The sequence below is a fragment of the Maribacter sp. BPC-D8 genome (genome assembly GCF_035207705.1).
Lineage (GTDB): Bacteria > Bacteroidota > Bacteroidia > Flavobacteriales > Flavobacteriaceae > Maribacter.
The window spans coordinates 3,143,444-3,156,620 of sequence record NZ_CP128187.1; the positions used below are offsets into that span (position 1 = coordinate 3,143,444).

11 protein-coding genes are annotated in these 13,177 nt (G+C 30.8%); 10 read left to right on the top strand and 1 reads right to left on the bottom strand.

The window, feature by feature from the left end:
- Positions 1-288: 288 nt before the first annotated feature.
- Positions 289-558 (bottom strand): hypothetical protein, encoded by a 270-nt coding sequence (locus QSV08_RS13885; RefSeq protein WP_324024064.1) that lies wholly within the window; start codon positions 556-558, stop codon positions 289-291.
- A 246-nt stretch (positions 559-804) separates the two neighbouring features.
- Here QSV08_RS13885 and QSV08_RS13890 point away from each other — a divergent pair, with 246 nt between their 5' ends.
- The 10 genes from QSV08_RS13890 to QSV08_RS13935 all read left to right on the top strand — a co-directional run bounded on the left by QSV08_RS13890 (position 805) and on the right by QSV08_RS13935 (position 13,114).
- Positions 805-1,284: a UpxY family transcription antiterminator gene (locus QSV08_RS13890; RefSeq protein WP_324024066.1), complete on the top strand. Its 480-nt coding sequence runs from the start codon at positions 805-807 to the stop codon at positions 1,282-1,284.
- A 588-nt stretch (positions 1,285-1,872) separates the two neighbouring features.
- A complete protein-coding gene (locus tag QSV08_RS13895) occupies positions 1,873-3,219 on the top strand; it encodes an undecaprenyl-phosphate glucose phosphotransferase (RefSeq protein WP_324024068.1) in 1,347 nt (448 codons plus the stop codon).
- Between the two features lie 128 nt (positions 3,220-3,347).
- Positions 3,348-5,642, top strand: coding sequence for a GumC family protein (locus QSV08_RS13900; RefSeq protein ID WP_324024070.1), 2,295 nt, complete (start codon positions 3,348-3,350; stop codon positions 5,640-5,642).
- 51 nt (positions 5,643-5,693) lie between these two features.
- The gene (locus tag QSV08_RS13905) at positions 5,694-7,049 is read left to right on the top strand and encodes a lipopolysaccharide biosynthesis protein (protein WP_324024072.1); all 1,356 of its coding nucleotides are present in this window, start codon (positions 5,694-5,696) and stop codon (positions 7,047-7,049) included.
- A 123-nt stretch (positions 7,050-7,172) separates the two neighbouring features.
- Entirely contained in the window at positions 7,173-7,898 is a 726-nt protein-coding gene (locus tag QSV08_RS13910) for a hypothetical protein (protein ID WP_324024074.1), read from the top strand.
- Between the two features lie 5 nt (positions 7,899-7,903).
- On the top strand, positions 7,904-8,941 hold the full coding sequence (locus QSV08_RS13915; protein WP_324024076.1) for a CgeB family protein: 1,038 nt from the start codon (positions 7,904-7,906) through the stop codon (positions 8,939-8,941).
- A complete protein-coding gene (locus QSV08_RS13920; RefSeq protein ID WP_324024078.1) occupies positions 8,934-10,496 on the top strand; it encodes a hypothetical protein in 1,563 nt (520 codons plus the stop codon). The genes QSV08_RS13915 and QSV08_RS13920 overlap by 8 nt, the downstream gene beginning before the upstream one ends.
- A gap of 64 nt (positions 10,497-10,560) precedes the next feature.
- Positions 10,561-10,869: a hypothetical protein gene (locus QSV08_RS13925; protein ID WP_324024080.1), complete on the top strand. Its 309-nt coding sequence runs from the start codon at positions 10,561-10,563 to the stop codon at positions 10,867-10,869.
- 44 nt (positions 10,870-10,913) lie between these two features.
- Positions 10,914-11,717 carry a glycosyltransferase gene (locus tag QSV08_RS13930; protein WP_324024082.1) on the top strand — a complete coding sequence of 268 codons (804 nt, stop codon included), beginning with the start codon at positions 10,914-10,916 and terminating at the stop codon, positions 11,715-11,717.
- 140 nt (positions 11,718-11,857) lie between these two features.
- A complete protein-coding gene (locus QSV08_RS13935) occupies positions 11,858-13,114 on the top strand; it encodes a WcaI family glycosyltransferase (RefSeq protein WP_324024084.1) in 1,257 nt (418 codons plus the stop codon).
- Positions 13,115-13,177: the final 63 nt, after the last annotated feature.

Genomic DNA, 13,177 nt, shown 5'->3' on the forward strand with positions numbered 1-13,177 from the left:
CAATCACTATCTAGCAAAATTTAACTTTTAATGTCTTATATCAATATAATTGTTGTGAGATGCGGGGTATTCTGTTGTTATTTGCGACTATTTGTAGTTTTTCATCGATTAAATTTGCCCATTTGACGCATTTAATTATGCATTTTGTAAAAAACGCATTTAAAAATCCAATGAAATTTTGAAATTTATATTCCCTTAGTTGTATTAAAATTATTAATAACTATTAATTGACTATAATTTAAATAGTTACATTAAAAAAAGATGTTTTAATTATTTGTCTGTATTTATTTAGACCAATTTTCTTCGGGTCCTCATCATTCGTTCTTGCATTATTTTAGCATAAATAATCTGATTTTCTTCAATTTGTCTTTCTAATGAAGAAACTACGGCTGTAGCTTTTTCTTTTACAGCACTAACCACTTTCTTATGATCATGTTTATTTGTACTATCTATCGTTAAATCATTCAATAAAGAATTCAATTCGTTAGAAACAGAACTTTTAGAAAGAGACTGTGTATTCTTCTCGTTAGAACTAGACTTAAATAGGTTTAAAAACATAAGGCGATAAGATTTTGAGGTTTAATATAAAACGACCGAAATGTAATAATAGTATAAATTAAGTAATATTTTTCTTACATAAAAATAAAATGACGATTTCTTTATTCCGATTAAAACAACAAAGGCATAACATTTTAAGCTATAAAAACGCGGTAAACCTTTATGATATTCATATTTTAGGGTACTTGTAAATACTAGAAAAGCAAAAAGAGTGTTACCTTATTACAGAATCTACTTTTAGACCCAATGTCAAAGAATTGGTATGTACTTTATGTTAAACCAAAAAATGAAAAGAAGGTAGCCGAAAGGTTATCGACTTATCAGGTAGATGTCTATTGCCCAATGATCAAAGAAGTAAAGCAATGGAGCGATCGCAAAAAGACGATTGAAGTACCCTTATTTAAATCGTACGTATTTGTAAATATTTCAGAATCGGATAGACAACAAGTTTTTGATGTACCCGGAGTTGTACGATATCTTTACTGGCTAGGCAAACCTGCCGTAGTGCGTGATATTGAGATGGAAACTTTAAAAAAGTGGTTAACTAATGATGAGGTAGAAAATTATACCCTTAGTAAATTAGAAACCGGAGACCGAGTCTCTATAAAATATGGAACTCTTAAAGACCAAAAGGCAGAGATTATTGAAATAGGAAAGAAAAGAGTTCGATTAGTTTTAGAAGGTATGGGTGTAGTTCTTAACATGAAGATAAAAGACCTCGTCTAACCTTAAATCACAAAATAACTACCTCTTATTTAAAAACGATTGCTATAATAGCCTACTTCATTTTGCATCATATTATTCCTACGACGACTTTTTTATATAAAATTCACATGCTCTTCTTCCATAAAACCATCAACCAGCACAATATTCTCTAATACGCTTCTTTGCTTTTTAATAATTCAAATTAGAAGACCATAATTGCCGCCTACTATTAATATAAATAATTACTTATATTTCACATTAATTTAAGTAATTCATAATTTATTGATTCGTTAACATTAAATTTTGGAATGCAACTTTTAGCAACCTATGTTTGCTATAGAATATTACCTCCCCCGTATAAATTTTTAGATGTCTTAGGTAGGCGTCGATTTTTGATTTTAAACCTGAAGTTAGTCCTGTATAATGTGGCTGACCATGCGGAGCGCTATTTCAATTTCTAAGCTCAGTTGCGTATAAATTATTAAAACGAGTTAGATTTTCATTTTAAATAAGTCGTATTGCTGAATAAAATTTTGCAACACATTTTAATCTCTTTTTAAGAAATCAACTTTCTAATTTAACCACCAATTATCATAACAAAAAAGTGTAATGAAAAAATCATTTTTTGTAATTCCCTTATCGTTTATAGCGCACATATTAATTATTAATATCACGCTATATGTGCTTACACCGCTAACCTATTTTAATATATACAGTATTCTATATTATAATATTTCATGGTTCTGTATTACCTATGCCCTAGATTTTTATCCTACAGCACGAAGAGAGAATTTCAGTATTAATCTCAAGAATTTTTTAACCTTGTTTTTATTATTTGGATTAATCTATTTTAGCTCATTTGTTTTTCTAGCGCCTTACCCCTATTCTGCTCGTTATTTAGTACAGGTTTTTTTGACCATCTGTTTATTACTGACCGTTTTTAGAGTTTTGTTTTACTGGTCTAGAAATATCATACGCCGTAAACAATATGTAACTACAAGAGCTGTCGTTATTGGCAGAGATAAAAACCTGAAGAAAATAAGACGCATTTTTGATATTCCCGAGTATGGGTATAGATACATGGGGTATTTTGACAACTCGGCATCTAACAGTCCCACGTATTTGGGCAGTATAGAAAATAGTTATGATTATATTTTTGAGAATAATGTCGAAGAAGTGTATTGTTTAGCCTCTCGCTTAAGTAAAGACGAGATTAAACACCTCATGAATATCGCTGATAATAGCTTAAAAAGAATAAAAATAATACCAGATAATAAAGAGTTGTTCTCAAGGGCTATGTCTATTGAGTTATATGATTCTGTACCTGTTTTAAACTTAAGGGCATCTCCATTAGATTTAGAATACTCAAACCTTCTCAAACGAATTTTTGATATCATATTTTCTTCTTTTGCCATAATTTTTGTGCTGTCTTGGTTGGTTCCAATCATATTTATTTTAATGAAGTTAGATTCAAAAGGACCGTTATTATTTAAGCAAAAAAGACACGGCGTAAACAAGAATACCTTTTGGTGCTACAAGTTTAGATCCATGGCTAAAAACGAGGATAGTGACACCAAAATGGCTACAAAAAATGACATGCGTATTACCAAACTGGGTAGAATTTTAAGAAAGACCAGTATCGATGAGCTACCTCAATTTTTTAATGTTTTAAAGGGAGACATGAGTATTGTAGGTCCAAGACCCCATATGGAGGTACATACCAAACAATACGAAACATCCGTAGAAAAATATTTAGTACGCCACTTCTTAAAACCTGGTATTACCGGTTTGGCACAAGTAAAAGGATATCGAGGAGAAATTATACATAAATCTGATATTGTAAATAGAGTTCGTTACGACATATTTTATATGGAAAAATGGTCTATTCTATTAGATATTCAAATAATAATTCGCACCGTTACCAATATCTTTGTTGCTGATAAGAATGCGTATTAGAATTACTCAAAACTTCAGTACATTTATTATCTACAAATAACTAATGCATAAAAACTAGTTTCTGCATTATACCAACACAAATTCTAAGTTTGCATTAAAAAGCAACTATAAAAGACATACCCATAAAGATGAATGATATCAATTTTGATTTAAAAACTTCTGAGAATAACAATTTAGGTCAAGTTTTTAAATCCTATTCCAAATACTGGCTTCTAATTACCATTTCAATTATCACCTGTTTGGCAATTGTTTTTCTGTACTTAAGATATAAAGCAGTAAACCAATATGAAATTAACAGTACCATTTTCCTTAAAAACAGCAGTGCTGGGAAAAACACTGGGGATATTGAAAGCTTTAGAGATTTTGGTTTAATTAAAACTTCTCAAAGTTTAGAAGATGAAATTGGGATTATCACTTCTTCTGGTATCATGGAAGAGGTTATAACAGATAATTTTTTTAATATTAATTTTTATCATAAAGGGAGCGTTAAAGATGTAGAAATATATGGTAAAGATGTACCTGTACAAATATTGGTCGATGAAAATGCCGAAATAATACCTTATAACCTATTCATTGATTTAAATTTCATTGACGAAACAACCTATGAGTTAAGTACCGAATTTGAAAAACAAAAAATTAGCAGTACACATACTTTTGGTGAAACCGTTACTACCAATTACGGCACATTTACAGTTTTAAAAAAATCTGAAGTTAGAAGTTTAAAAGATTTTAGTACCTTAAAATTTGTATTGTTAGATACAGAAGAGTTGGTCAATTTATTCCTAAAAAATCTAAGTGTTTATCCAGATAATGATACGGGCAGTTTACTTCGAATGACCTTTGTTTCTTCACATAAAAGAAAAGGCGAAGACATTCTTTCAAAATTAATTGACACCTATATAAAAAGGACTATAAAATACGAGAATGAACTAGCAGAAAATACTATTCAAATTATTGACAACCGGTTAAAACTATTATCTGGTGAAATTGAAAATGTTGAAAAATCGGTGGTAGATTTTAAAACTCAAAATGAAGTTACAGACGTTGCTAGTAATGCAGATACTTATATAAAGCAAGCAAATGATTATAAAGAAAAAGCTTCCGACTATCAGAGTCAAATAAACATTTTAAGTCAAATTGAACAAACATTATTAAACAGTACCATTGAAAATTCTATTGGCGGCGGATTTTCAATTAATGACAGAACACTTACCGACCAAATAGGCACTTACAATTCTACGCTAGTAGAACGACAAAATTTATCCCAATCTGCGGTTATCTCTAACCCAATGATTGTAAAACTTGATGCCAATCTCTCAAATCTTCGCCAGTCTATATTAAGAAATGTTCAAAGTTCAAAAAACGGTCTTTCTTTGGCTAAGCGTAATTTACAAGATAATGCAAATAGGTATGACGCGCAATTAGCAAGAGTACCCGGCATGGAAAAACAATTGTTAGATATTAGTCGAGACAAAAGTACTAAAGAGGGGTTATATCTTTATCTTTTGCAAAAAAGAGAGGAAGAGGTTTTGTCATTGGCAGTGCCAGCATCTTCAACAAGGGTCGTTAATCGCCCAAAATCTGGTATCTACCCAATAAGTCCAAATAAAAAGTTAACCTATTTGGCAGGTTTGTTACTAGGTCTTTTTTTACCGATTTCCACGATATATTTTAAAAATGCGTTCAACACGAAAATTACTTCCATTGAAGAAATCAACAATCTTACGGTAACACCTGTAGTTGGAGAAATTTCTAAACACACAGGTTCTAAATTAATTGTAGCCAAACAAGAAGAACGAGAAAAGCAATCGCACACTTTAGAATTGTTCAGGCTTCTACGATTTAATCTAGAATATCCGAAAAAAGACCAAAAGATTCAGACTATATTGATAACGTCATCCGTAAAGGGTGAGGGAAAAACTTTTATTGCTTCCAATTTAGCTTTATCACTAGCTTCCATCGGCGAGAAAGTTGCCTTACTTTCATTCGATTTAAGAAAACCCACTTTAATGAGTTGTTTTAATTTGGATGAAAAAATTGGAGTCACCGATTTCATTATTAAAAAAGGTATCGATAAAAATTCATTATTTCAAAACTATAACGGTATTGAAAATTTAAAATTAATGGGGTCTGGCATCGTTATAGGCCAAATCAGCACAATCTTATTACATGAGCGCGTAGGTGGTTTAATTAATGAGTTAAAAAATGAATTTGACAGAATTATAATAGACACCGCACCAATTGGTCTAGTATCTGATGCTTATGCTTTAAACCCATTTGTAGATTGCACCATTTATGTTGTTCGTAAAGATTTTACTAAAAAAGAGCATATTGGTATTGTAGATAACATTTATAAAAATAAGAAGCTTAACAACTGTATGATTTTATTGAATGAGACCGAGCCCAAAGAAACTTATAACTAGCAAAGAACAATCAGGCCTTAAATGAAATCTTAGCATATATAAAAGTTATAAATGTCCTTAAAAAATAGAATTCTAAGTAATGGCTTAGCATCGATTTTACAAAAGTTGATCAGGGTCTTAGAGCAATTATTTTTAGTCCCTTTTTTCATTACTGCATGGGGAGCAGCCTATTACGGAGAATGGCTTACTCTTACCATAATCCCGTCCGTTATTGCTTTTTCTGACTTAGGTTTCGGCACCGCCTCTGCTAATAGTTTTGTTTTAAATTATGCCGCTGGAAAAAAGCAAGTAGCATCAAACATTAATAGAACCGGGATGACTATTATAAGCATAATGGTAATTAGCGCCATGTTAATTAGCGGTTTGGTAATCTTTGTCTTAAACTATTTTCAAGTATTTGAAAAATCTTTAATAAATAAGCACGAAGCAATTATTGCTGTCACCATTTTAATTTTAGCTCGTCTATTAAATTTTTATACTCAATTAATTGAAGCATATTATAGATCTGTTCAAAGAGCATCATTAAGTATAAACTTATTAACGATTAAAGCAAGTCTAAATTTGGGGCTAGGGTTAATAGTTTTACTTCTTGGCTATGGTGTTATAGAATTCGCTTTATCTCAACTCATAGTTATATTCTTTTTTAACATTTTTTATTATTTAAAAGGAAAACAAATACTCAGTTTAGCTCATGAATACCATGGTATTTATGATAACTCAATAAAAAAAGAAATTATTCAAAAAGGACTAAGTTACTTAATGTCACCTGTGTGGCAAGTAATATATTTTCAAGGAACCACTTTTGTAGTGCGTATAGTTTTAGGACCAGAATCAGTTGCTATTTTCAATACAGTTAGAACATTGAGCCGATCATTAAATCAAATATTTTTTATGATTAAAGGAACAGTTTACCCTGAATTACAATTTGAACTTGGTCAGGAAAATTGGAAAATAGCTCAAAAGATTTTTAGAGTTGCAATCTTAAGTGTCTTCATAATGTCATTTATAGGATTTATATTCCTTTTGTTTTTTGGTCGTTGGTTTTATAATATTTGGACGCATAACCAACTAGAAATTTCTAATACATTGTGGTATATATTTATTTCCGGCATGCTATTTAACGCTATATGGTGGACAGCAGAAATGGTATATGGCGCAGTTAATAAACCGAAAAAAATAGCAATATTTGGTTTAATTACATCTATAGTATCGGTTATTTTGACTTATATTTTTGCCAATTATTATGGTTTAATTGGTGCAGCTATAGGAACTGTATCATTAGATCTAATTCTACTCTTATGGGTTTTACCAAACAGTTGCAGAGTTATGCATTTGACTGTAAAAGAATTAGTGGTTTTCGGCTTAAAGGATATAAGAAACATTTATTTAAAACTGGTTGTCAAATAAAAATTCACAAAAAATAATTAATAAGTCATGAATATTCTGATAAATTTATTTGACAGCGTTCTTTACAAGCTTGAGTACTCTAAACTTAATCTTATTAAAACCTTAGTGTTTAATTTTAGAACTATGCCTTTCAAAATTGCTATTAAATTACCAGTTTTCATCTATGGAAGGGTAGATACTTATATATTAAAAGGAAATGTTGAATTCAAGAACTGTGAAATAAAAAGGGGAATGGTTAAAATGGGTATGAATAAGGAATACTTAAGTACCGTTAAAGGTGCTTCTCTTATTATTTTAGAACTTAACTCGAGATTAATTTTTAAAGGTAATAGCGAATTTAGCTGTGATTTTTTAGTAAGAACAGGTCTCGGTGCAGAATTAATTATTGGGAAAGAAACTTTTTTTGGAGCCTCTGTTAAATTAGTATCTATTAAAAAGATATTAATAGGAGACTATTCAAGAATTGGGTTTGAATCACAGGTTATTGATTCAAATTTTCATTACACATATAACATAGAAAAAAAGAATTTAAATATTAGAGACGAGGATATTATAATTGGTAATTATAATTGGATTGGAAACAGAACTACTATTTCTAAGGGTACAATTACTAAGCCGTTTACAATAATTGCAAATTCATCAATTACTAACAAAAATTATAGTGCGATAAATGAAGATTATATGATTTTAGCTGGTCAACCAGCTAAAATATTGGCAAAAAATATACGTAGAATATATGATCTTAATTTAGAAGACAAGATATATAATACTTTTTTAAATGGGGATTTAAGCTTAAGTATTGATGTATTAAATGATATAGAATCATCTTTAACAAAGCTTAACAACTAACTTATATGAAAATATTATCTGTTGGTTGGTTTCAAAATATTAGCAATACTTCTTTACATCGTCATTGGGCATTGGATAAATATGCAGATGAAATCGATAAAGTAGAAGCTGGAACAAAAAAAATTAATCTTCTTTTTCGAATCGCTTATCATTTATTTCAAAAAGGTCTACCAATCAATTTACCTGACGGCACCCAGGCAAATAAAAAAATAATGGAGTTAGTGTCTAAAAAATCCTATGACGTAGTCTGGATAGACAAAGGAGTTACAATTAACAAAAACACTTTGCAGTTCATAAAGGAATATTCTCCAAACACAAAAATTGTAAGTTACTCTCCTGACAATATGGCTTTACGCCATAATCAAAGTAGAAATTATCTCCAATGTATTCCATATTATGATTTTATTTTCACCAACAAGTCGTACATCTTAAATGATATGAAGCAGCTGGGCGCAAAAAACATTCAGTTCATCCACAATATGTATGAAGATACTTTTCATTACCCAAGAAAATTAACCTCAAAAGATTTTGACCGATTAGGTGGAGATGTCGGTTTTGTCGGTTCTTGGGAAGAAGAACGTTGCAACAGTATATTATACTTAGCTAAGAATGGTATAGAAGTTAAAGTATTTGGGGATGGCAAGTGGAATGATTATAAAAATGCCTCAAGTAATCTTATCATTTTACCGAGCATATTTTCTGAGGATTACTCTAAGGCATTAGGTGCTTTCAAAATATCCTTATGTTTTTTACGAAAAATGAATTTTGATCAACAAACCACACGTACTATGGAAATACCTGCTTGTGGAGGTTTTATGGCCGCAGAACGTACTGAAGAGCATTTAGAATTATTTAAAGAAAATAAAGAAGCAGTTTACTTTTCGTCAGATAAAGAACTTTTGAAATTATGTAATTTTTACTTATCTAATGAAAATGAACGAAAAATGATAGCCGATGCCGGCTTAAAGAGGTGTTTAACTTCTGGTTATTCAAATGAAAATACTATTAAAAAAATGTTAGAGATAATAAATATTAATGGGTAGTCAACCTATACATATTTTAAGACAGTTAAAAAAAAGTCTAGCAGTAATATTGGCTATTGCCATAATTGGAGAAATTATATTCTTTCCAACTTTGGCAAATTTCTATGGATGTGTCATGGCAATAATAAGTTTTTGGATCTTTTCTTTTTTTTTAAAAGAGAAATATATCCGTTTATTTCCATTTGCATTTTGCATGTATTTCTCCATGTTTATGTATCGGTATTTACCAATAATAGCAACAATTGCAGAAGGAAAGCCAATATCTTATGGTTTCGAACGACCTTTTCAAACCTTTATTTACGAAATTATTTTATTTTCTATTTCATCACTAGCCTTTTATTTGGCTTGTCAGCCTACATTAAAGAATCCTGAAAATAATATTATTCAAAAAAGTTTGTATCGATTAAAATTCTTCGAAACAACGCCAGCTACCCTTTGGGTAATGGGTATAATCGGTGTAATAATCAGAATCTATAATTTAAATGAAAGTACAGAATACGGTGATGTTGGCGGTAAGTTCCTATTAGGTTTAAATTATCTTATGTACGCTCCCCTTTGTTTAATTTTTCCATCACTTACAAATTTGGAATATAACAGTAAAAAAAGTTTATGGCTTTATTTGGGGGCGATATTCATTATCAATATTGCATCAAACAGTAGACAAGCGATTATAACGCCAATGGCTATTGTCGCTTTATTATTCTTCTTGTTTTTAATCTCAAAAAATTTAAAGTTTACCCAGTACCTTTCAAAAACCAAAATTGTAGTTTTTGGTATTATTTTATTCTCGATTTTAAACTTACTTTCCAATATCTCATTAGCCATGCTTTATAATAGAAATATTAGATCAAAGGTGAATAAATTGGAACTTTTTCAAAGAACTATAGACACCGTATTTGATGATGAGTTGATGTCAAGATTAAAAGCTAATAAAGATAAGGAAGAAGGTCAACAGTTTATTACTTACCAACAAGGTTGGACAGAAATGTATGTTGATAATTTTATGTTAGCACGTTACGCTAATATGCGTATTACTGACGAAACATTGTATTACGCAGAAAAACGAGGGTATAACAATAAACAAATGCAAATTGGTCTTAAAGAAAGTTTATTGGCCTTACTACCAACACCAGTTCTCCAATATTTTGGGTTGTACATAGATAAAACCAAAAAAGAATTCTCCAGAGGTGATCTTCTATATGGTAGCGGATTTGGCTGGTATCGAGTAACTAGTCATGTGGGAGATGGGTTAGCAACTTTTGGTTTCTGGTATTTTCCAATTCAATTTTTAGCCTTTTTAGTTGTATTCAAACTCCTGAACTGTTATGTATATTTCACAACTTCATCTATAAAATATGCTCCCTTTGCCTTAATAGGGGTTTTTAATTTTCTCGGCATGTTTAGAAATGCTCAAGGAATATATGCGGATTTTATGTTTATTTTAAGAGATTTTTTACAAGGCATAATCACTTATTTACTGATTTTTTATATCATCAAGTTAGCACTTAAATTTTTTGACGCAAATATATCAAGAATAAGAAGTAGGGTTAACTAATAGAAAAGCCTGACAAATTGAACTCTTATAAAATCTATATTTTGATAAACGCCATATCACTTAAATGAAAATCATATTTTTAACCCACCATAAAGAATTTAGAGGGTATAGCATACACCGTTATACTAATTTTTTAAGTCATGGCTTTAAATCAAAAGGTCATACTGTTGATGTCTGGGCGCCAAAAAGCATTTTAGGTAAAAGTAATTTACCCAAACAAATCAAAAAATGGTTTAGGTATGTAGATACATTTATCTTATTTCCTATTTACCTTAAAAAAAAAATTAATAGCCAACCAAAATCCACCCTATATGTAGTTACAGATCAAGCCTTGGGTATGTGGATGCCATTTTTAAAAAAAAAAATCATATAGTACACTGCCATGATTTTATCGCTTTAAAATCTTCTTTGGGATTAATGAAAGAAAACCCAATAAGTTGGACAGGTAAAATATATCAAAACCTAATTCGCAAGGGATTTTCAAAAGCAGATAATTTTATCTGCATCTCGAAAAATACGCAGAAAGAATTAACTTATTTTTTACATAAAACACCGAAAAACATTGAACAAGTATATAATGCCCTTGACCCAATGTTCAAAACTGGAAATGTATTAGAGGCTAGAAATTATGTGAGTCAGTTTTTAGATGTCGATGTTACTAATGGGTATTTAATGCATGTTGGGGGTAATGATTTTTACAAAAATAGAACTGGTGTTATCACATTATATGACGCCTGGCGAAAACAAACAAAAAAATCACAACCGCTATTGATGATTGGTTACGAGCCATCTGAGATAATCCTTAAAAAATATCAACTATCACCGTATAAACAAGACATTCACTTTTTAATTAGAGTTGAAAATGAATTGCTTTTAAAAGCTTACCAAGGTTGTAGTTTATTCCTTTTTCCTTCTCTCACGGAAGGTTTTGGATGGCCTGTTGCAGAAGCCATGGCCTCTGGCTGTCTCGTAATTACTACTAATGAAGCCCCCATGAATGAAGTTGGTGGCGATGCTGCAATTTATATTGAACGTTGCCCGGCACCAGAAAGCGTTCTGCCGTGGGCAATCGAATCGGCTAAGGTAATAGAGTCGAGTTTAAATTTAACCGAAAAAGAAAATAATAGTATCATAAATAAAGGCTTAAATCAGGTCGAAAAATTTAGTAGAAACTTGATTCTAAATCAAATAGAAACATTCTACAAAAGTATTACAGCTTAGTTCCCTAGCGCCATACTTTTTTATAAAAATAAAGATCCATACCCTTTAATTACAAATCGAATCTTTCAATAATCAAAGATCTAGGCAGATGAAAATTTAACTAGACCTAGTACCCGTGACAAAAATTTTAAAAACCTATCATGAAAGAACCTAATACAAAACGTATTTTATTTGTTGGTTATAATTTTTCTCCCGAACTGACCGGGATTGGAAAATATTCTGGGGAAATGATGCATTGGTTAGCTGAAAAAGGACATGAATGTACTGTTCTTACTTCTTACCCCTATTATCCGTATTGGAAAATTCAAGAGCCTTATCGAAAAAATCGTTTTTGGTATAAGAAAGAGGTCACACATTTCGAATCTGGTGGTAAGCTAAAAGTAATTCGTTGCCCCATGTATGTACCTAACAAGCCGAGTGGCGCTAAACGAATGCTATTAGACACCTCATTCTCACTTTCTGCTTTTTTAGTGGGTATTCCACTTTTATTTACCAAAAAATATAGCAAAATCATTACAGTTGCTCCTTCTTTTCAATTTGGTTTATTGGGTGTTTTCTATAAGAAAATTAAAGGCGCCATGCATATACACCATATTCAAGATATGCAAATTGAAGCCGCACAAGATCTTGGTATGATAAAGTCTCCAAAACTTTTAAAAGCTTTATACGAAATTGAAAAATATATTTACCGAAATACAGATATGATTAGCAGCATCTCTGATGGTATGATCGAAAGAATTGAACGTAAAGCACAAAAACCAATTTCATTTTTCCCGAATTGGACAGAAACTAAAAACTTTTACCCTATTGAGGATACCTCTAAAATAAAAGAAGAATTCGGATTTAAATCTACAGACTATATTGTGCTATATTCTGGAGGAATAGGAGAAAAACAAGGTTTAGATGCCATATTAACTTCTGCTAAAAATCTAGCATCTCATCATCAATTGCAATTTATAATTTGTGGAACAGGACCTTATAAAGAGGTTCTAAAAGAAAAAGCCGAAAGCTTGAACTTAAACAATGTTCATTTCACACCATTACAGCCCAAAGAATGTTTTAATAAATTTTTAAATATTGCCGATCTACATTTAGTCATTCAGAAAGAAAAAGCAAGTGATTTGGTAATGCCTTCAAAATTAACCACGATACTTGCCGTAGGTGGTTTGTCTTTAATAACAGCAAACCCTAACTCTAGCCTACACCGAGTGGTTAGTAAACATGGGATGGGTATTTTAGTTGCTCCAGAAAATCAAGAAGCTTTAGATACCGGTATTTTAATAGGTCTGGGAGAGCTAGATAATCAAGATATTAAAAGAGCTGCTCGTACATATGCAGAACAGTTTTTAGCCATTGATACTGTTATGAACAATTTCAATAAAAAAATTACTGCTTAAAAAATCATTAAATAATGTATTTCATCGATTAACTATGCTAAGTGCATAATTAATAATATATTT

Bases quoted from the DNA above. Each gene is read 5' to 3' on its own strand.
- QSV08_RS13925 (WP_324024080.1), top strand. From the start codon at position 10,561: ATGAAAATCATATTTTTAACCCACCATAAAGAATTTAGAGGGTATAGC.
- QSV08_RS13905 (WP_324024072.1), top strand. From the start codon at position 5,694: ATGTCCTTAAAAAATAGAATTCTAAGTAATGGCTTAGCATCGATTTTA.
- QSV08_RS13900 (WP_324024070.1), top strand. From the start codon at position 3,348: ATGAATGATATCAATTTTGATTTAAAAACTTCTGAGAATAACAATTTA.
- QSV08_RS13890 (WP_324024066.1), top strand. From the start codon at position 805: ATGTCAAAGAATTGGTATGTACTTTATGTTAAACCAAAAAATGAAAAG.
- QSV08_RS13935 (WP_324024084.1), top strand. From the start codon at position 11,858: ATGAAAGAACCTAATACAAAACGTATTTTATTTGTTGGTTATAATTTT.
- QSV08_RS13930 (WP_324024082.1), top strand. From the start codon at position 10,914: ATGAAAGAAAACCCAATAAGTTGGACAGGTAAAATATATCAAAACCTA.
- QSV08_RS13910 (WP_324024074.1), top strand. From the start codon at position 7,173: ATGCCTTTCAAAATTGCTATTAAATTACCAGTTTTCATCTATGGAAGG.
- QSV08_RS13915 (WP_324024076.1), top strand. From the start codon at position 7,904: ATGAAAATATTATCTGTTGGTTGGTTTCAAAATATTAGCAATACTTCT.
- QSV08_RS13885 (WP_324024064.1), bottom strand. From the start codon at position 558: ATGTTTTTAAACCTATTTAAGTCTAGTTCTAACGAGAAGAATACACAG.
- QSV08_RS13895 (WP_324024068.1), top strand. From the start codon at position 1,873: ATGAAAAAATCATTTTTTGTAATTCCCTTATCGTTTATAGCGCACATA.
- QSV08_RS13920 (WP_324024078.1), top strand. From the start codon at position 8,934: ATGGGTAGTCAACCTATACATATTTTAAGACAGTTAAAAAAAAGTCTA.